The following is a 20,194-nucleotide window of genomic DNA, read 5'->3' as shown; positions in this document are numbered from 1 at the left end:
CGAATAACGCCGGGTTTGAGGTACAGCGTGCGGCCGCATCCGCCGATGGCCCCACCAATGCATCTGTAGAGACGTCCCAGGTAGAGACGTCCCAGTGGGGCGTCTCTACCCAATGGGGCGTCTCTACGGGCGAATCGTGGGAAACCATCGCCACCCTCGACGGCGCAGGCACCACGGGCACCCCGCAGTCCTACCGGTTCGAGGACACGGATCTGCCCTACGCGGCAGATAGCTTGCGCTACCGCCTGCGCCAGATCGACACCGACGGCACCGAATCCTTTAGCGAGGCGGTGACCATCGTCCGGCCGGTGACCGAGGCGGAGCTGTTGCCGACGTATCCGAACCCGGCGCGCGGGCAGGCCACGGTGCGCTTTGCGGTGCCGGAGCGGCAGGACGTGCGCATCGTGCTCTACGACCTGTTGGGCCGCCGCGTGCAGACGGTGGTGGATACGGGCACAGAGGGCCGCACGGAAGCGCAGCTCGACGTGAGCGGACTCGCCAGCGGGACGTATTTCCTACGGATGGAGACCGAAGACGGACCCGTCGACACGCAACGGGTGACGGTGGTGCGGTAATAGGCCAGGCAATAGCCGATTCTGAACAACCTCCCACGGGGACGTGCAAAAAGATGTAAGCCAGCCGGTGGGGCCCCGCATCTGATTACATTTGAATCGCTATTGTTGACGGGGCATAGCGAGGGACAGTCGTGGCTGTGCGGACCACGTCCGGTGGTAAACAGATCGATAACAACAGGGGGATGCAATGTAAAGACGGGTATAGAAAACCGGTGCAGGCGTGTTAAACCTGCACCGGTTTCAGTGTGTCCGGAATGCGGTGGTAGAATGTAGCAGTTAGAATGCGTACTGCACATGCACGAACAGGCTACGCCCTGGCTCGGGGATGGACGTTGAGCCTTGTTCGGCAGCCAGCGGGTCGAACATGTTGGTGCGGGCACTCAGGTGCTCGCGGTAGGTAGCATCGAGCAGATTAGTGACGCCCACACGCAGGGCGATATCACCAAACAAAGAGCCGCCGGCGGTAAGATCCACCGTGGCGAAGCGATCGGTTTCGCCTTCGTTGCGGCGGGTGGATACGCGGCGTTGCGCGGCGACTGCACGAAGCGATGCATCCAAGAAGAGCCCGCGTGGACCCGGCATCCAACGTGTGCTGAAGCGGGTTTCAGCGGGAGCCACGCCGTAGGCGGGCTCATCGCTGTCAAAGGAGACATCGCGTCCCCACAGATACTCGCCAGAGGCACGCACCTGCAGGGTGGGATGCACTTGCGCAGTGGCCGTGGCTTCGGTGCCCCAGAAGAGCGCTTCGCCGTTGCGATAGGTAAATACCTGATCGGGCGTGAGTGGGAGCGCTGAGTCAACGCCAGGGGCTTCTATAATGGTGATGTAATCCTCGTGGTAGCGCACGAACCCGGTGAGGGAGCCTTTAAGCCGAAGAGAGGAAAGATCGAAGCCAAGATCAGCCTGATACGTCCGCTCTGGATCGAGCGCCGGATTGCCCACGAACTCGTTACCGCGCTGCGTGCGCGTGGCGCCAACGCGGTCGCCGTAGCGTTCCAGTGGCTCAGGAGCGCGGGCGGAAGAGCCGACCCCAAGGGTTGCCGCGAGCGGATCAGCGAGCGGCACGGTGGCACTGGCGGCGGCGCTCCACAGCACATCGGTCTCTGCCAGATTGTTGCTGAACGGCTGCCCCGTGGCGGTTTCGGCGCGGATGCGAAAACCATCCGTAATGCGCTGCGGATCAGCATGCACCAGATCGATACGTCCGGTCGCGGTCGCCTGGGCCTGTCCGAACACGCGTTCGAGGGTGGCGAAGCTACCGATTTCGGTGGTACGCACGTCCGGCCAAATGATGTCGGCGGCAGGTAGCACGGGCGGTGTGGGGCCATCGTCGCGTCGATCGCGGAAGCGAGTCGCTGTTCGGTAGGCTGAATAGCCTGCGATACCGGTGCTTAGCATAACGGTAGGAGCAAGCTGGAGGTCAGCCGCAGCACGCCCGCCAAAGGTGGCCACCTCGGTATCCACTGCGATTCGAAGCGGAAACGGTGGCATGCGGTTAGGGTCGGGCTGGGCCGACTGCTTGTTTTCGTTGGTCATGCCGTGCAGCGTCTGATAGCCGTAGCCCTGTGCCTCCAGTCGCTGCACGGTGCCGGTACCGCTCCATTCGTAGCGTAGGAGGCCCCGCAGCGTCTCGAAGAAGGCGGCGTCGAGCGGACGTCCGGGATACGCCACGTCGCGCTGATCCTGGTAGCTGACCTGGGCGCTCAGCCGCGATCCGTCGTTGAGGTCAAGACCCACGCGGCTTCGCACTTCAGCCGATTCAAACCCACTGCGGACGGCGGTGCCATCGCCTGCGGTGTAGTCGTCGCCGGTGCGGTAGGCCGCGTTCACGTCGTAGAACAGGCGTCCGGTGCGGCCCAGCACGTGGCCGTTGAGGTTGAGCGCCTCGCGGTTGCTGGTAAATCCGGTATGCACGGTGCCGGTAAACGGCGTGTTGGGGACGGGGGCCTGCGTATCCACCCGAATGGAGCTTAGGCTGGGACCCTGGGCCAGCGCGTATGGCCCACGCACCACTTCCATACGCTGTACGCTGCTGGGGTCGGTGTGGCTGAGCGGCGTATCCATGCGGGCGGGGCCGCCGCCAAAGCTACGCACGCCGTCCACAAAGGTAGAGACTTGCGTGCCGGTGAGGCCGCGCACGTTCGGGTCGAGCGCCAGTGCGCCGCGCCGTTGCAGGCGGATACCGGGGACACGAGCAAGCCCTTCACCCAAGTCTTGCATCGGCGTAGCACTGAGCTCGTTGGCGCCGATGCGGGTAGTGAGGCGTGCTTCGAGCGGTGTAGCGGTGATGTCGACCTGTTGTAGGGCAACTTGTGTCGGCTGCAAGGCCAACCGGACAGTGGTCTGCGTGCCGGGCTCGATGGTGACGGTGCGCTCAGCGGCTTCGTAGCCTATGGCGCTGGCGCGTACGGTGTAGGAGCCGGGGGCGATGTCGCGTAGTACAAAGGCCCCATCGGTATCGGTAGCTGCGCCGCGATCGGTATCGACCAGCACCACGTTGGCTCCGGTAATGGGGGCGTTGGTATCGGCGTGAACCACGGTGCCGTTTAGTGCACCGGACGCCTGAGCGTGAGCCGTGGACGCCGGTAGACTGGCGCCGATAAAGAATAGTATAAGTGAAATAAAAACAGATAGAAGGCGCATATGTGCGCCACGGATATACGTGTCCATAGGATATACAGAGGGTGTTGACGTAGACAAAAAGAGTGGCGAGCACGAAGGCTCTATGGGAAGAGAAGCGGCGCGTTGGTTTACGGCATACGGATGCGGTGGCGCACCGAAAGGTACGACATCGCCAAGCATGCTGTAGGCTGATGCGTATGCGATGCATCAAGCCTGTGGCCGTTACCAATTCGCCGGTCTACGCCCGTGGTGGACGGAAAATATCGTCAGCCCAGACAGTGGGTGTAAGAGAGGTGCAGGTGCTCTTCAGCGCGTATGTGTACAGCGGGCGAGCCAGTTGGCCGGGAGTGGGCAACACGAATTTGTCCAGTACGCGCACGGCCTCGCCCGAGGTGTCGTCGTTATGGTTGCAGGTACAGCGAACCTGCGGACCCGGCGGCTCATCGTTGGGGTGCTGATGTTCGGCTTCGTGATGCGATGCCTTTGCGCTTGTGAGACAAAACGTAGTGCCGTCGGGGGGCGCCGACATGTCAGCGTCATGCTGGTCGGCTCGGGTAGCCTGCATGGCGGCGTGATGTGGACAGACGTGTGGGCCGCTGCTGTGATGCGGACACGGTCCGTTTTGTCCTGTGGCGAAGTGCCCTATGAGCGTGCTCCATCCCGACAGTGGTCCTACAGCAAGCAGGACTGCTATGAGCACCCACGCGCTCCATCGGGTAGCACGCGCTGCGCCAGTATGGATACGGTGAGGCGAGAGCATGAGCGTTGGGCAGTGTGGTACACCGTGGCGTGTGCTGTATGCCAGATCTGCCGGAGACGGCAACGTTCCGCGTGTGGCAGAGCATGTGCAGGTACGAAATGCCACAGTCGTTGGCATCCGCACCAGGCTGCTGTAGATGATTCGGTAGTGGATAGCAGGTTAGTGATCGTTGAAGGCTGCATCTGCAGGTCATCCTTCCCCCCAACGATTCTCGGAGGTCAGGATCTCAACGCCCCCGGTTCACGCTTGAAATCACACTGGGCACGGGAGCACCGCATCGCGTCTCCGAAGCAGGTGCTCCGTCCGCGTGACCTGAGAGGCTTCAGTACGCTCCCCACGACAATAGCGGCTACAACGGACCCAGCTCGTATGCATCGTGTCGGTTTAACGTCTGACTACTACCGATAATTCTATTGCGGTACGCCTGTATCGGTTCGTGGATTTGCAGGCAATCTACACTACAGGCAATCTACACCACGGACGATAGATGGTGGAGGCATCAAGCTGAGGCCTGGGTCTGCGGCTGGGGGCGTTTGGGTGTGGACTGGGAGCATGGAAGGAACGAAGCGACAGAGTACGTAAGTCGCCCCACGCCGATACCAAAAAGAGCTGCTGGTTTGCTAAACGCGGAGTTGATAAAGAGGAGGCATCTAACATCATGATAGACAGATGCATATCGCAATAGACGCGCAGGTCTTATATGCAGATCTCATGTATTGGCCCGGATTGACACGCAGAGCGAACAATTGACACGCAGAGCGAAGGATTTGGGACGTATGACAAAGCATTCTACGGACTGAGGCGGTATCATGCGCTTGTGTGCGCCGGGGTCTACTCCAAAAGTAGGTCATGAGAGCGTGCCCGATGCGCCATTTGCTCCCCACTTGTGGATTCCACCATGCCTCAGCGCTACGCGTCTACGCTCGTTCCTTATGCCCGCCGTCTTCTGGATACAAGATCCAGGCTCAAGCGGAGAGCGGTTCGCCCGGTGGCGTTTTGTACCATGGTCCTAAGCACCATCGCGCTGATCGTTGCGCTTGGTGGGGCGATTCCCGCGCAGGCGCAGACGGTCTACCACGTCACCGAAACCGGCGATGCCAGTAATAGCGGAGCCTCGTTTGCTGGGGGCGATGCGCTCTCCTTGCAAGGGGCACTCAGCGTGGCTACTGGCAATGACGTGATCGTGATTGCCACCGGGCGCTACCTGCCGACAAGCAACGCCTCCGACCGGGATGCGCACTTCGATATTACCGGTGCCCAAGACGGCCTGAAGATCTACGGCGGGTGGACCGGCACCGAGTCGTTCACCGACATCGGCGATGTAGAAGACCAACTCGCGAGTCGCGACCTGGCGTCCAATCCGACGGCCCTCTCTGGAGACACTGACGGCAACGACAATACGAATGCCGATGGTATCACTGAGAACGCAAGCGACATTGTTGGCCGTAATAGCTATACGGTTCTTTTTCTTGATGGCACCAACGGCGGAACGATCACGACTGACACCGTGCTCGACGGGCTTGTGATAACTGGTGGATATGCCAACGGCTTCGGTGATCCGTCATTCAGAAGAGGGGGTGGGGTGTTCTGTAATGGCGATTCCAGCGGTAACGAATGTAGCCCTCAAATCACAAATACAATCTTTGCTGGCAACTTCGCTGACGGCTTCGGGGGTGCACTAGCCAACTATGGGCCGAGAAGTGGCATGAGCAACCCTCAGATCATAAATTCCGTCTTCACCGGTAACTCAGCAAACAGCTCTGGCGGGGCGATCCTCAACTTTGGAAGAGATGGCACAAGCAGCCCGCAGATTACAAATACAGTCTTTGCTGGCAATTCCGCAGACTCCAACGGAGGCGCAATCTACAACGATGCGTATCGCGGCAGGGCCAGCCTGCAGATCACAAATACCGTCTTCACTGCTAACTCTGCAGATGACGACGGCGGTGCAATCTACAATACAGGGATAAGCGGCAGGATCACTCTTGTACTAACGAACAGTATCCTGTGGGATAATACTGGAGGGGGAAGCGGGGGGGTTGCCAACGACTATTCCGGTTTCACCACTCCAACACTCAGTCACACGTTGGTAGAAGGAGGATGCAGAAACGTGCCGGATTCATCATGCGACAACACCAACCTCGATGTCGATCCGCTCTTTGGGATGGCGGATGATCCTGCAGGACCCGACGATTCCTTCGGTACCGAAGATGACGGACTCCGGCTGTTGAGCGGTTCCCCGGCGTTGGATGCCGGGGACAACACCCCGTTCGAGACCGGCGGCGTTGCCGAAGATGCCACCACCGATTTGTTGAGCGAGGCCAGGATTCAGGGCAGTACTGTTAGCCTCGGGGCTTACGAACGTGGGCGCAGCGCGGCCCGCCTACGCTTAACGGCTCGTTCGGCAGTGGAAACAGGCGCAATTCAGCTTACCAATCTTGGGGATACCGGTGTGACCGATGCACAGGTCAACTTGGACCTACCTGCAGGTATCTCTGTCGCCGGTGCCTCTGGCGATGGCAACGTAACGGATGGCACGTGGACGGTGGACGTTCCCGCAGAAGGCACGGCCACCGTGCGCGTAGATTATGAGCGCGGCTCCTCTGCCGACCCCGGCCTGCTCAACCTGACCGCCGAACTCGACACGGGCAGCTACACCATTGATGGTAGCGGCACCGATGGCACCGACCCGGGTGACGCCACCGCTGATTGGGCCCTGCTCGAAGCGCCCTACGGTTCCGGCACCGCGCTCGCCTTTGATGGCACCAACGACGCGGCAACGGCGGAGGCCCACCCGGATCTCGCCGGCAACGCGCCATGGACAATCGCCTTCTGGGCGAAGGTTGATGGCAGCGAATCAGGCGGGGATCGCCAGGGCTGGTACCTCTGGAAAGGCCCGAACTCGCAGTCCGAGGATCGCCTGCTCGGCATTGTGGTCAAAGATGGCGCCATTGAGGTCGCGCACTGGGCCAATGACAACACGTACGCCGCCGCCGTCGCGTTTGACATGTGGCAGCATGTGGCTGTCACCTACGACGGCACCGGAACCGAGAAAGTCTACCTCGACGGGGTCTTCCAAGATGAGCGCGATGTGGGTACGCTCAACATCAACGGCGGCGCGTGGTCCCTCGCGCAGCGGCCGGACGGTAATCGCCGGCTTCAGGTCGAGCTCGACGAGCTGCGGATGTGGACGGAGGCGCGCACCGAAGCCGACATTCAGGCGACGATGCACCAGACGATCCCGGCTGATACGCCGGAGCTGGTCGCTTCGTATCGGTTCGATGCCGCACAGACCAGCCAGCGCTTCGACAACAGCCACAGCGGCACTACCGCGTATGACCTGACGGGCGGACGCGACGCCACATTTGAAGGCGACCCGCAGTGGACCGCCAGCGGCGCGCCGCTCGGACAAGAAAGCATCGTGGTGGCTCCAGAAACCGAAGCGACGATCGGAGCCGATGGGCAGTCGCTCACCGCCACAGTGACCAGCACCACGGACCGTCTCACGCTCTATCGCTACGGCAACGCCACCGCCGAGGTCTTCGACGACAGCGCTTTGCCCAGTGCGCTCACCGAACGGGCCAACCTGGTGTGGGGGGCTGCCAATACCGCTGCCAGCAGCGGCGTAACCGCCGATCTTGAACTGACATACGGCGACGTGACCGTTCCATCTCCCGCCGTACGCTTTGTGGGCCGACCGGGCCCAGTGGCAAACTGGACCAATCGGAGTGCCGATGCCACCGTCACGGGCACCACAGCCACGTTCTCCGACCAAACGAGCTTCGGGGAATATGGGCTCTCCGAACAGGCGATTTATCATGTAAATGCCTCAGCCACAAGCGGAGATAACAATGGCTCGTCCTTTGCGGACGGGTTTACCGACTTGCAGGATGCGCTGGACGTGGCCTCGGGTGAAAATGTGATCGCGATCGCCGCCGGGACCTACGTGCCCAGCAAGCCACTGAATGGAAGCAGCGAGGCGCGTGCGGCCACCTTTGAGGTCACTGGCGAACAGGACGGGCTGAAGATCTACGGCGGGTGGAGCGGAAGCGAGACGTTCGCAGATCGTGCCGATCTCGAAAGCAAGCTGGAGAATCGCACGCTCGCAGCCAACGAGACGATCCTTTCCGGTGATATCGGTACCACGGGCAACGCCTCCGACAATGCCTACCACGTGCTCGTCTTCAATGGGGGCGAGAAGATCGGAGGCGATTTTTCTTCGAGTAGTATCACCAATGCCACGCGCCTCGATGGCGTGACCGTGACCGAAGGGAATGCCAACGGGTCCAATCCTAACAATTCCGGCGGTGGGCTATACTGCGACGGACAAGACAACATCTGCAGTCCCACGCTTTCCAATACCCGCTTCATCGGAAACACTGCAGGTCGTTCAGGGGGCGCACTCTACACTGTCGGGTTTAGGGGCACAAGCAGCCCGCAGATTACAAACGCGATTTTCAGCGGCAACACTGCAGGGAATGAAGGCGGGGCAATCTTCAACGATGGACTCTTTGGTACGAGTAGCCCCCAGATTGCAAATTCAACCTTTGCGAACAACTCCGCCGGCGACGGCGGTGCGCTCTACAACTCTGGTTTTAGTAGCGGCACGAGTAACCCAGAGATCACAAATAGTGTGTTTGCGGGCAATAGCGCAGACAGAGGGGGAGCGATGTTTAGCAATGGGAATGGGGGCACGAGCAGCCCGAAAATCACGAATGCAACCTTCATTGGCAACAGCGCCAACATGGAGGGCGGTGCGCTCTACAACACTGGCTCTGGCAGTGCAAGCAGCCCGCAGGTCACGAACACCATCCTGTGGAGGAATACCGCCAACAATGGTGACGAGATATTCAACAACTCAGACGCCACACTCACCCTCACGCACACACTCATTGAGGGCGGAATCGGCGGTATCAGCGAAAACAACGGCTCCACCACCACCGACGGCGGGAATAACCTCAACACCGATCCGCTTTTTGTGGATGCAGAGCAGCCTGCGGGTAACGACGGCACGTTCCGCACGAGCGATGACGGCCTGCGTCTCGCGGCGGGCTCCCCGGCCGTGGATGCGGGCACCAACGCCCCGTTTGAATCGGGCGGCAGCGCCGAGAATGTCGACACCGACCTGATCGGCGACGCCCGCGTGCAGGATGCCGACGGCGACGGCACCGCGACCGTGAACATGGGCGCATACGAAACGCCCGGCCTGCCTATTGCCACGAGCGTCACCATCATCGGCACCGACGGCACGGGCACCGATGCGGGCTGGCGCGTGCTAAGTGTGCCCTACGACGGCGCGGTGGCGGGCGATGTGCGCATGGCCTCCTCCGAAGGCACCAACGCCCCGCGCTTCAACCTGAACGTGATGGCAGTGTGGGACGACAGCGACTCCGATGAAAGCACCGGCGGCACCGGGGCGTACATCACCGCCGATGCCAGCACGCCGCTGGGCCACGGAAGCGCCGCCTTGCTCTATCTCCAGGACGACACCCGCAACCCGGTGGAGTCCAGTGGCCTCACGGTTTCCTTACGCGAAAGCACGGCGGCCATGCGGCACGGCACCGCTCCGGTCGTGCGCAACGACCTCACGCAGAGCGCACGCTGGCACCTTTTGGGCAACCCCTATCCAACCGACTACGAACTGTCGTCGCTCACTACCAGCGGCAGTGCCCTGGCGGGGAACGGCTTTCAGGCGGATGCGCAGGTTTACGATGCGACAACGGGCAGCTGGAAGCCGCTGGATACCCAGACCAAGACGCTGGCCGCGTGGCAGGGCGCGTTCATCGAGCGAAGCAGCCCCGGCAATGGGCCCACCACGGTCACGTTCGATCCGGGCGGGCGCACCGCCCCGAATGCGCCGTTCATCGGCAGCGCGATGCAAGGTCCGACCGCCGCATCGAGTGTCGAGCGCGGCACGCTGTGGCTGGAGGGCGTCGTAACCAATGCGTCGGGCAACCCGGTGGCCACCGACCAGGCGATTGGGGTGCGCTTCCACGAAAGCGCAACAGACGGCTGGGACGCGTGGGACACCTCGAAGCTTGCGCCGCTGGAAGCGCCCTCCGTAACGCTAAGCGCGACGGGCACCGGACGCGGCAGCACCGAAGCATCCAAAGCCGTCGAGAGCCGCCCGTGGCCGCAAGATGCATCGAATCCCGATGCGAATCTCACCGCAGTGCCGGTGGCCATTCGAGGCAATGGCCTCCCCGATGACGGCACGCTCACGCTTCAGGTGCGCGAGTGGGACCTGCCAGATACGTGGGCCGCGGAACTCATTGACACACAAGGCACCTCCGATACCAGCGACGACCAGACGGTACCGTTGGAGCCGGGCATGAACTACGCAGTGAACGTAAGCAGCCTGACTGACACCCCGGAAACCGAACGGTTCGTCGTGCAGATTGCGCCGAACACCGGCGCCTTGCCGGTAGAACTGGCCCGCTTCGAAGCGCAGCGCTCGGGCGATGAGGCCATCACCGTGCAATGGCAGACCCTCTCCGAAACCAACAACGCAGGCTTTGAGGTGCAGCGCGCGGCCGGGTCTGCAAATGAATCCGAAGACGAATCCACAGTAGAGACGTCCCAGTGGGGCGTCTCTACAGGGAAATCGTGGCAGACGATTGCGCATCTGGAGGGCGCAGGCACCACGGGCACCCCGCAGTCCTACCGGTTCGAGGACACGGATCTGCCGTACGCGGCCGACAGCCTCCGCTACCGCCTCCGCCAGATCGACACCGACGGCACCGAATCCTTCAGTGAGGCGGTGACCATCGTCCGGCCGGTGACCGAGGCCGAACTGCTCCCCACGTACCCGAACCCGGCGCGCGGGCAGGCCACGGTGCGTTTTGCGGTGCCCGAGCGGCAGGACGTGCGCATCGACCTGTACGACCTGCTGGGGCGGCGCGTGCAGACGGTGGTGGATACGGATGCGGAGGGGCGCGCCGAGCAGCCCCTCGATGTGAGCAATCTGGCGAGCGGCACCTACTTCCTGCGGATGCAGACCTCTGGCCACACCGAAACCCAGCGCGTCACCGTCGTGCGATGATGGTCATGGCATGGTCGCCATGGCGCTTTACCACCTTGTTCGGGCGTGCGCTCCCACCAGCGGTGCACTCTTGCCAGCGCATGCTGGGAGGCCCGTTTTATGTCGTTTTCTGTTCTCCACCTGAGTAGTTTCTCCTTTGATATGTTGTCCTCTACGCACGGATCGCTCTCGACCGGAGCCGACCTGGTTTTGTTTGTGCTTGTTCTTCTTGGCATCGGAGGGGCTTTTGTAGCGCTATATCCCGCGCTCACGGCGGAGCCGCCCGAGCCATGGAATCAGCAAGCTACAGAAGATCAAGCCATGGGAAACAGGGCATCCCATCGCGCCGAGTCGGCCCCCAAACTGATGAGCCAGTTTAAGGGCGAGGTGCCACAGGTGCTTCGGGGTAACCCGCTGGACAGCAACCCGCTGGACGGGATTTCCGCACGCAATAGCCGTTCCACGCAGTCTCGTCCGTCCTGGCGTCTACACGCAGGCCGCTTGGCGGGACAAACGTCGGGCTGGGGCGGTGCATCGGGGCGCCGATCTGGGACTTCGGTCTCGCGATCGTGGGCCCCTGCAGACGTTGAAGGCCGACGTGCATCTCGGACAGCACGTTCGGCACGTACGCCTCGGCCTGCTGGATCGGATCCGGGTGGATGGGCCGGGGCCCTCGCATCGAGTAGGAACGAACTTCGGCAGTTAGAACGACAGGTGGGGGCAATTGAACGCCAGCTACGTGCGTCTTCACGGGCCTCTGCCGCCGAGCGCATTCCCGCCTGGGCCAATGCTGACGAGTCTATCACCGGGCCTGCGTTCAGCATGGACGAACCGCCCGATCCCCCCCTGCCGGGAGACCCGCTCAACCCGAATCCGCCCTTGCCGCCGGATCCGGTGCCGGTAGACGGTGGACTTGTGCTCCTTGCGCTGGCCGGAGGCACCTACGGCTGGCGGCGCCTGCGCACGAGTGATGCCGCTGCCCCTCACGAATAGCCGTTAGGAATAGCGTGTAAGAATAGGCTTTTGCCCACGTGCGTTCGCGACCGGACGCCCGCCACGGGCTGAGGGACCGAGAATGCCGATTCTGTGACGGCTTGCTCAGGTGTCCTCGTGTAACTGTGTACAGCGGCTTCCAATCGTGCTCTGCACATCAGATTGACACCTCCGATTCATCTTGCTATCATAGGGTAACTTCACAGCACTGCTCCTGCATCCGCATTCGCACTCGCACGATGTTCGTCTCTGCTGCTACGTCTTCCGCGCACAGAACGCGTCTTCTCGCTCCATTCTTTATCCTGTTCGCGACGGCCCTGTGGGCGGGATGCGGGGGCTCGTCCTCCGGCGACGTAACGATCGAAGAGCGCGACGGTGTGACCTACGTCACAAACACCGGCACGACGGTATGGGAAGACCACGACGCTGCACCGATTCAGTTTGAGTTGGAGCAGACCTTCGGCGCTGAGGAGACCCCCGAAGAAGCGATGTTGGCCGATGTGCGCGGTGTCGTTGTCGACGCGGAGGGCGCGGTGTACGTGCTCGACTATGGCAACAACCGTCTGGTGGCGTTCAATCCCGACGGCAGCCTGCGGTGGAGCGCCGGTCGCGAAGGCGAAGGGCCGGGCGAGTTCAGCAACGCATATGGCATGGCCGGGGATGGCGACGGGCGGCTATACGTTTCGAATCAGATGAACAGTCGTGTCGATATTTGGACAACCGACGGCACGTTTGTGGAAAGCATTGGAATCGATGAGCTGGACGTGCGAGGATCGGTCACGGCCTATGCGAATGGCCACCTGATCCTCAGTCGCTCGGCATACGGGGGCGACCCGCAAAAACTGTATTTCATTGACACTGACACCTGGACACATGATCGGACCGTTGAGGTCGACTTCGACCTGGATCTGCCGGATGGGATGGGCGTTGGCGGTGGGGTTTCCGTGTATGATGAGCATCTCTGGGTGAGTCACGTAACAGCATACCAACTGCGCCAATACACACTCAACGGCACGCAAACTCGGCAGATCGATCGTCCCAACATCGACACGATAATGGGGCCGGGCGTATTTCAGGGAGAAGGCTCTACAATGATGCGCATGTACGGTTATCTGGGCGCCCCCGCTGTACTTCCCAATGGACATATGCTTGTGGCATCGTCGTGGCCTACCAATGTACAGGACCCCAATGAGCACACAGAGCAGTCTGCAAACGACAACGCCGAGGACCCGATTCCCGCCAGCGCGATTGATCTCTTTGATCCGGAAGGCCGCTTTCAGGGTCGGTTGCTGTGGGAAGAGATGCGCACGCCGGGCATCGGACGCATCCAGACCACCGGGCCTGAGGGCACGCTGTACACCACTGTCTCAACGCCTTTCCCACAGGTGCGCCGGTACGCGGTAACGGTAGACTGACGACGTTCACGACAACCTCCACCATGTGACCGTCAGATACGCATCACTGAAGTGGGCTTCCCAGGTGGTTTTCCGTACGCTGTCCCATACACAGCACTCAAACTCCTTTGCGGAAACGGGCGGCGATCCGTCATACGTAAGAACGAACGCATCCCCCCTCCCGTATCAGAAATGATTTACCTCATTGCGGTCCAGTCTACCTATGTCCAAAACACTAAAAATAGAACTTCCGGACGACGTCTTCTCGGCGCTCCGTCGCTCGCCCGAGGAATTTGGGCGCGAGCTTCGGCTTGCGGCTGCAATCAAGTGGTATGAAATGGAGCGAATCTCACAAAGCAAGGCGGCAGAGATTGCTGGCCTCCCACGTCCTGCTTTTATCACAGCCCTGGCACGGTATGGCGTCAGCCCTATCCAGACAACTCCCGAAGAGATCAGGGATGAGATTCAGCAGGCTCTCGGCACGTCGCTTCCGCGCACCAGCACTTCTGGAGACGCATGAGAAGGTGGGTTGTCGATGCCTCGCCGATTATTCTCCTTGCTACAATTGGCTATGCAGACTTATTAGCGCTTACCGCAGACAGTCTTCTTATTCCAGAAGCAGTATCCAACGAGGTGCGGGATACTGAAAAAGATGATCCAGCGCGTACGTGGCTGGAAGAGCACAGCCGGTGGGTTGAATCAACTTCTCCTGTTGTTTCGGAAGTCGCAGCCTGGGACCTTGGACAAGGTGAGAGTAATGTACTCTCTTATGCACTACAAAGTGCGGGTTGGACAGTCGTTGTAGATGATGCAGCAGCCCGCCGCTGCGCGCAGGCGTTCGACATTCCAGTCATTGGAACGCTTGGCATACTTGTCTTAGCCAAAAAACAAGGGCATCTCGATATGGTGAGGCCTGTCATCCAGTCACTCGTTCGCTCTGGAATGCACGTGAATGGGGCAGTTATCCGGCAGGTACTGCGCATGGCAGATGAGGCATGACGACATCCTTCCCACAGGTGCGCCGGTACGCGGTAACGATAGACTGACGACATTTCCAGCAACGCTATCATGCCAACCAATCGCCGCACCACGCATCCCCCTGAAACCGATCCTCGCTTCGATGCCCCCCTGTGCGGCATGGGCGTGGATGCGGAGACGCGTTGCGCCCACTACGCAACCGAGCGCGACGTAATTGCACTCCGGTTTCCGTGCTGCAACGTGTTCTATCCGTGTCATGCGTGCCATGACGCTGTCGCCGACCACGCTTCACAGCAGTGGGATGCGCAGGCGGATCTCGATGAGCGGGCGGTGCTGTGCGGCGCATGCCGTACGGTGCTTACGTGGCGGCAGTATCTCAACGCCGAACATGCATGCCCCGACTGTGGGGCCGACTTCAACCCCGGATGCACAACGCATCTGCATCTCTACATACGCGACAGAACGAGACAGGCACCGCAGTAGCCGGAGAACTTGCACCGAAAGGCGGCTACTCCACCCCATCCCACTGCTCAAACCACTGCATCATCTGCTTGAGGCGCTCCACGAGATTGACGGGCGCGCCGCCGCGTGAGAGGCCGTGGCCCTCGCCTGCAAACATCACCATCTTGGTGGGGACGCCCCCATTCTTCAGCGCGTAGTACCACTCCATGCCCTGCCCAATGGGCGTGATGTGGTCGTTCTGGCTGTGGATAATGAGCGTGGGCGTCGTCACCTGGTCGGCAAACTGTAGGGGCGAGCGGTTCCAGTAGTAGTCGAAGTTCGTCCACAGCGAGCCGCCGAACTCGGCGTTCATCTCGCGGGGCGGAAAAGCCTGCGTACCGGCCTCCGAGATCCAGTTGCTCACGCTGCGCTGCGTAACGGCGGCGCGAAAGCGATCGGTCTGCGTGGTAATCCAGTTGGTGAGAAAGCCGCCGTGGCTCCCACCAGTGATGAGCAGGCGCTCGTCGTCGATCCAGTCGAAGCGCTCCAGGGCGGCGTCTACGAGTGCCATGTTGTCGCGGTAGTCCACGCCGCCGTAGTCGAGGCGCACCGCGCTCTGGAAGTCGTAGCCGTAGCCGGTGCTGCCCCGGTAGTTGGTGAAGACCACGCCGTATCCCGCCGCCGCAAGCATCTGCATTTCGTGGAACCACTCGTGGCCCCACATGCCGCCCGGGCCGCCTTTAATGTTGAGCACAAGCGGATACGAGTCGCCGTCTTCGAATCCAACAGGCCGCAGCAGAAATCCATCGAGCGTGCCGCCGCCGTCGTGCTCGAACGTAAACCGTTCGTAGGGCTGCACCGCGAGCGAATCGAGCATCTCAGCGTTGAAAGTCGAGAGCGCCTGCGCATCCGAGCCGTCGGCGCGGGCGGTCCACACCTGGGGCGGGGTGGTTTCGTCGTGGCGCGTGTAGGCGATGCGCGTGCCATCGTCCGAGAATGAGGGTGTGCTCAGGCTGGCGCCTTCACCAATCAGGGCGGATGCGGAGGCAGTCGGCGTAAGCTGGAAGATCGGATGCGAGCCCCGATAATCCGCGCTAAAAAACGGCTGGTCGTGTCCCGCAGGCCACTGGACGCTTGAAGTGCTCAGGTTCATGCCGTCATGGAGGACCTCGGGCGTACCGCCATCAACCGGAATGCGGTGTAGCTCAGTCGGCTCGTAGCGGTCGGCGGTGTGGTGGTAGAGCAGGTGCGTGCCATCGGGAGAAAAGACCGGATTCTGAGCACGACGCTCGGGGGTGTCGAGCGTGCGCACCTCGCCGCTATCGAGCGCAAGCAGATGGATATCCTGGTTGAACCCGGCATCGAACTCCTCGCCCGTAAAGTCGGCGTTGAAGGCAACGGTTTCGCCATCGGGGGATACGGTGGCGTTGTGGATGTGGTAGTCGGAATCGCCTGCGAGTGGGGTAAGCGTGCCCTCGTCGAGTGTGAGCATCCACAGCGTGTGGCGCTCAGCGCCCAGGAAGCTCCCGGCGCCGGTGCGGTAGGCGGCCTCGCGCACCACGGTGGTGTCGGGACGCGGCCCCTCCGGCTCGTCGGCTTCTTCGGTGGGATCCTCGACCGACGGATCAATCGACAGGGTGAGCAGCACGCGCTCGCCGCTGGGCAGCCATTCGTAGGCGCGGATGCTGCCTTGCTCCAGTTCGGTGACGGCATGGGCCTCGCCGCCGTCGGTGCGGATGATGTGGAGCTGCGGCTTCTCGTCGCGGCTACTCAGGAACGCAATGCGATCGCCGCTCGGCGACCAGCGCGGGCTGCGGTCGGACGTGCCCTGCGTGAATGCGTACGGCGCTGCAGAGCCATCGGCGGGCACCATCCACAGGCTGGATTCGCGGCTGCGGCGGTCCTCGGCGATGGAGGTGCGCACAAACACGATGCGCGTGCCATCGGGCGAGATCTGCGCGTCGCTGCTCATCTTCAGGTGGTAGTAGTCGGCAGGCTGCATGCCGCGCTCTTGCGCCTGCAGGGCGGCGGGACTGGCGAGTACGAGCAGCAGCACGCCGAACACGAGCGATCGAAGCGAAACGGTAGGCATAGCATCCAAATGCGGGTGGGGGCAGAGGGGTACGTCTCCAAGATACAAGCTACCGACCACGAATGCATCCCCCAACGCTTGCGACGGGTGGTGGAGCGGGCAGCTTGGCTTTGTGTTTCCCCTAAAATGGGAAGGCTGGGCTGCTTCGGCGTGTCGGACGCAGGAGCGTCTTTTGCTTCGTCGCCCCGACGGGGCAGATAGCGACGGGGCAGAGCCCCTAAACGGTTTGCATCGCACGGCGGAGGGGCCGAAGGTCATGCCTGTGGTGCCATGCGACGAGCGTCGTCTGTCTCAATTGATAACACGCGCTTGCTGCTCGTGGCGTGGGCGTTGCATCTGCGGGGGCGGTGCGGTACGTTGAGGGTGCTCTCCTTAATGAACCAACGCGGATATGATGATGCGAACGGGTACTCTTTTGTGGCTGGCAGGATGCGTGGCGGTGCTGCTGACGGTGAATGTGCAGGCGCAGCAGCGGTCGCTACCGGTCGATACGACGATTACGCAGAGCGATGCGGTGACGGTAGATGGCACTGAGATTCCGTACGACGTAACGACGGGCACGCAGCCGGTGTATCACGAGGACGGCCACGCGATGGCGTCGCTGCACTACACGTACTACGAACGCAGCGACGTCGACGACCGCACGGAGCGTCCGCTCATGATCTCGTTCAACGGCGGACCCGGCTCGGGCTCGCTCTGGATGCACCTCGGGTATACGAGTCCAAAACTGCTGGAAATTAGCGACGAGGGCTACCCGGTGCAGCCGTACGGCGTGCGCGACAACCCGCACTCGATCATCGACGAGGCGGACATCCTGTACGTGAACCCGGTAAACACCGGCTTCTCGCGCATTGTAGACGAGGAGGTGGACCGCGAGCAGTTCTTTGGCGTGCAGGCCGATGTGACCTATCTGGCCGACTGGATCGACGTGTTTGTGTCGCGCCACGGGCGGTGGACCTCGCCGAAATATCTGATTGGCGAGAGCTATGGCACGACCCGCGTGGCTGGACTGGCGGGCGCGCTGCAGAACCGCCACTGGATGTATCTGAACGGTGTGGTTCTCGTGTCGCCGACCGGCATGGGCCTGCAAGCGCCGGGGCCGTCGCCGCGCTCCGAGGCGCTGAAGCTGCCCTACTACACGGCGGCGGCGTGGTACCATGAGCAGTTGGATGCCGAGCTGCAGCAGCGCGAACTTACGGATCTGCTGGACGAGGTCGAAAACTATACGCTCGATGTGTTCGTCCCGGCGCTCTCGCGGGGCGGCACGCTGGATGACGAGCGGCGTCAGCAGGTGGCCGAGCAGGTGGCGCGCTACGCCGGCGTGTCTACGCAGACAATTCTGGATCACAACCTGGCGATGCCCGCGTCTTACTTCTGGAAGGAACTCCTCCGCGACGAGGGCCACACGATCGGCCGCCTCGACTCGCGTTACAAAGGCGTTGACCGCGAGAATGCGGGCGACCGGTACGACTATCCGCCGGAGCTCATCGCCTGGAATCATGCATTCACACCGGCGATCAATGAGTACCTGCGCGAGGAGTTGGGGCTGGAGACCGACCTGCAGTACAACGTGTTCGGTCCGGTGCGCCCGTGGGAGGGCCAGGGCGACGTGAACGTGGCCGAAGACCTGCGGCAGGCGATGGCGCAGAATCCGTTCTTGCACGTGATGGTGCAGTCGGGCTACTACGACGGAGCCACGGACTACTTCTCGGCCAAGTACGTCATGTGGAATATGGACCCGAGCGGACGCCTGGGCGACCGGATGCGGTTTGAGGGCTATGAGAGCGGCCACATGATGTATCTCCGCGATGAGGACCTGGAAGCATCGAACGACCACATCCGTGCGTTCATTGAGGCATCGATTCCGGAAGATGGCGCACCGGCGCGGTATTAGGAGGACGTCATTTCGTGATCGAAATGATAGTTTTCACGTGTTGTAGGGACACGGCGCGCCGTGTCACTACGAACAACACAATGTACGCACGAATCCACATCTCTCATGACTCCCATCGAAACGATTCTTGCGGTGGCCGTTGGCATCGGGTTGAGTGCGGCGGCGGGGCTGCGTGTGTTCATTCCGCCGTTGGGCGCGAACGTAGCTGCGCTTTCGGGTGAGTTGCCGCTGGCCGAGGAGTTTGCCTGGCTGGGTTCGCCACTGGCTACGGCGGTGCTGGCCGTTGCCGCGCTGATTGAGATTGGGGCGTACTACATCCCGTGGGTCGACAATCTGCTGGATACGCTGGCTACGCCCATGGCCGTGGCGGCGGGCACCCTCCTCACGGCATCGACCCTGGGCGACGCGTCGCCGTTTATGCAGTGGGCACTGGCCCTGATGGCCGGGGGCGGATCGGCAGGTGCGGTGCAGGGCGGCACGGTGCTGTTACGTGGGGCAAGTAGCGCCTCCACGGGCGGACTTGGCAACTCGCTGGTGTCTACCGGCGAGGCGGGCGGCTCGCTGCTGTTTACAATTCTGGCGATCATCGCGCCGCTCGTGGCGCTGGCAGCATTTGTAGCGCTGCTGGTGTATGGCGTACGCCGATTCCGAGCACGGCGCCCCTCCGTCTCGTAAACTGGCTTCGGATTTTGGATTTGCGATTTGTTGCCTTTGGTGTGCGGTAGAGTGTGGAGCCTGTCAGGCTCTTAGACGCTACCGCGTCCATGCATTGCCGATCTGAATGGCGACCCGCACGCCAAACTGCGGACGGTCGGGGTGAGCGAATACAAAGGTGTCCAGACCCAGCCCGAGTCCTTCAGTGGGAGTGATGAAAAACTGTGCGCCCAGAAGGAGGCCCGGTGCACGGTGCGTGGAGCCGCTGCGAACGCGTTCCCATCCCAGCGCAGGCCCGGCAAATCCAGCCACGACCGTTTCGGAGGTTGTCCACACGCGTCCCAGGCTCAGCCCGGCATGGGTGGCGTACGGGCGCTCGGCATTCTCGGGGCGCGATTCGGTGCTCCAGTTCCCATTGGCAGCGACCTGTCCGACCCATGCGCTGGTGCGCCGTCCAATAGTGATGTTCGCCCCGGCGCTGACGTTGGCGGCACTACCGGCGCCGTGTCCAAGCCCCGTACTCAGACCGATCCATGCGCGCGGCGGCTCGGTCGTCTGGAGCGGCCTGGGGGCCTGCTGAGCAGTGGCAGGAAGGGTCAGCGCGAGTGCGAACAGCGGAATGAGAAAACGTGTGATCATCTGATTGTGATACCTATAAATCCAAAATTGCTCTTAAGGAGACCGATAGATTCCTTGTGGGGAAGTTCTTCCAATGAAACCAAAACAACTGAACCAAGGAGATTTTTCGACTCCGCTCCGCTTCGCTCAAA

At 61.7% G+C, this 20,194-nt stretch carries 13 protein-coding genes; 9 read left to right on the top strand and 4 right to left on the bottom strand.

Going from position 1 to position 20,194, the window contains the following annotated elements:
• The coding region (locus tag CRI93_RS12375; protein WP_141491700.1) for a T9SS type A sorting domain-containing protein at window positions 1-575 on the top strand (575 nt) is incomplete at its 5' end.
• Between the two features lie 276 nt (window positions 576-851).
• Here CRI93_RS12375 and CRI93_RS12370 read toward each other — a convergent pair.
• Together CRI93_RS12370 and CRI93_RS15190 are read right to left on the bottom strand one after the other, a co-directional pair.
• Window positions 852-3,218 carry a TonB-dependent receptor gene (locus tag CRI93_RS12370; protein WP_176521860.1) on the bottom strand — a complete coding sequence of 789 codons (2,367 nt, stop codon included), beginning with the start codon at window positions 3,216-3,218 and terminating at the stop codon, window positions 852-854.
• A 217-nt stretch (window positions 3,219-3,435) separates the two neighbouring features.
• Complete coding sequence (locus tag CRI93_RS15190; protein ID WP_141491699.1) at window positions 3,436-3,957, bottom strand: hypothetical protein; 522 nt, start codon at window positions 3,955-3,957, stop codon at window positions 3,436-3,438.
• 1,003 nt (window positions 3,958-4,960) lie between these two features.
• Between CRI93_RS15190 and CRI93_RS15525 the strand changes: the two genes are divergently transcribed.
• The 6 genes from CRI93_RS15525 (at window position 4,961) to CRI93_RS12335 (ending at window position 14,826) form a co-directional block, all read left to right on the top strand.
• Window positions 4,961-10,999, top strand: coding sequence for a T9SS type A sorting domain-containing protein (locus CRI93_RS15525; RefSeq protein ID WP_176521859.1), 6,039 nt, complete (start codon window positions 4,961-4,963; stop codon window positions 10,997-10,999).
• A gap of 141 nt (window positions 11,000-11,140) precedes the next feature.
• Window positions 11,141-11,971, top strand: a complete 831-nt coding sequence (locus tag CRI93_RS15185; RefSeq protein ID WP_141491698.1) for a PID-CTERM protein-sorting domain-containing protein — start codon at window positions 11,141-11,143, stop codon at window positions 11,969-11,971.
• 239 nt (window positions 11,972-12,210) lie between these two features.
• Window positions 12,211-13,386, top strand: coding sequence for an NHL repeat-containing protein (locus CRI93_RS12350; RefSeq protein ID WP_098062948.1), 1,176 nt, complete (start codon window positions 12,211-12,213; stop codon window positions 13,384-13,386).
• A 202-nt stretch (window positions 13,387-13,588) separates the two neighbouring features.
• Window positions 13,589-13,885, top strand: a complete 297-nt coding sequence (locus CRI93_RS12345; RefSeq protein ID WP_098062947.1) for a UPF0175 family protein — start codon at window positions 13,589-13,591, stop codon at window positions 13,883-13,885.
• The gene (locus CRI93_RS12340) at window positions 13,882-14,364 is read left to right on the top strand and encodes a PIN domain-containing protein (RefSeq protein ID WP_098062946.1); all 483 of its coding nucleotides are present in this window, start codon (window positions 13,882-13,884) and stop codon (window positions 14,362-14,364) included. The genes CRI93_RS12345 and CRI93_RS12340 overlap by 4 nt, the downstream gene beginning before the upstream one ends.
• 69 nt (window positions 14,365-14,433) lie before the next feature.
• The gene (locus tag CRI93_RS12335; RefSeq protein ID WP_098062945.1) at window positions 14,434-14,826 is read left to right on the top strand and encodes a CHY zinc finger protein; all 393 of its coding nucleotides are present in this window, start codon (window positions 14,434-14,436) and stop codon (window positions 14,824-14,826) included.
• Between the two features lie 25 nt (window positions 14,827-14,851).
• Here CRI93_RS12335 and CRI93_RS12330 read toward each other — a convergent pair whose 3' ends face one another.
• Window positions 14,852-16,876 carry a S9 family peptidase gene (locus CRI93_RS12330; RefSeq protein WP_217992540.1) on the bottom strand — a complete coding sequence of 675 codons (2,025 nt, stop codon included), beginning with the start codon at window positions 16,874-16,876 and terminating at the stop codon, window positions 14,852-14,854.
• A 397-nt stretch (window positions 16,877-17,273) separates the two neighbouring features.
• Between CRI93_RS12330 and CRI93_RS12325 the strand changes: the two genes are divergently transcribed.
• Both CRI93_RS12325 and CRI93_RS12320 read left to right on the top strand, forming a co-directional pair.
• Window positions 17,274-18,770: a S10 family serine carboxypeptidase-like protein gene (locus CRI93_RS12325; protein ID WP_176521861.1), complete on the top strand. Its 1,497-nt coding sequence runs from the start codon at window positions 17,274-17,276 to the stop codon at window positions 18,768-18,770.
• A 105-nt stretch (window positions 18,771-18,875) separates the two neighbouring features.
• Window positions 18,876-19,445 carry a DUF4126 domain-containing protein gene (locus CRI93_RS12320; protein ID WP_217992539.1) on the top strand — a complete coding sequence of 190 codons (570 nt, stop codon included), beginning with the start codon at window positions 18,876-18,878 and terminating at the stop codon, window positions 19,443-19,445.
• A gap of 78 nt (window positions 19,446-19,523) precedes the next feature.
• On the opposite strand, the gene CRI93_RS12315 is transcribed toward CRI93_RS12320, so the two are convergent.
• Window positions 19,524-20,063: a hypothetical protein gene (locus tag CRI93_RS12315; RefSeq protein ID WP_098062943.1), complete on the bottom strand. Its 540-nt coding sequence runs from the start codon at window positions 20,061-20,063 to the stop codon at window positions 19,524-19,526.
• Window positions 20,064-20,194: the final 131 nt, after the last annotated feature.

This window comes from Longimonas halophila (genome assembly GCF_002554705.1).
GTDB lineage: Bacteria > Bacteroidota > Rhodothermia > Rhodothermales > Salinibacteraceae > Longimonas > Longimonas halophila.
This window is presented reverse-complemented; position numbering and strand designations above follow the sequence as displayed.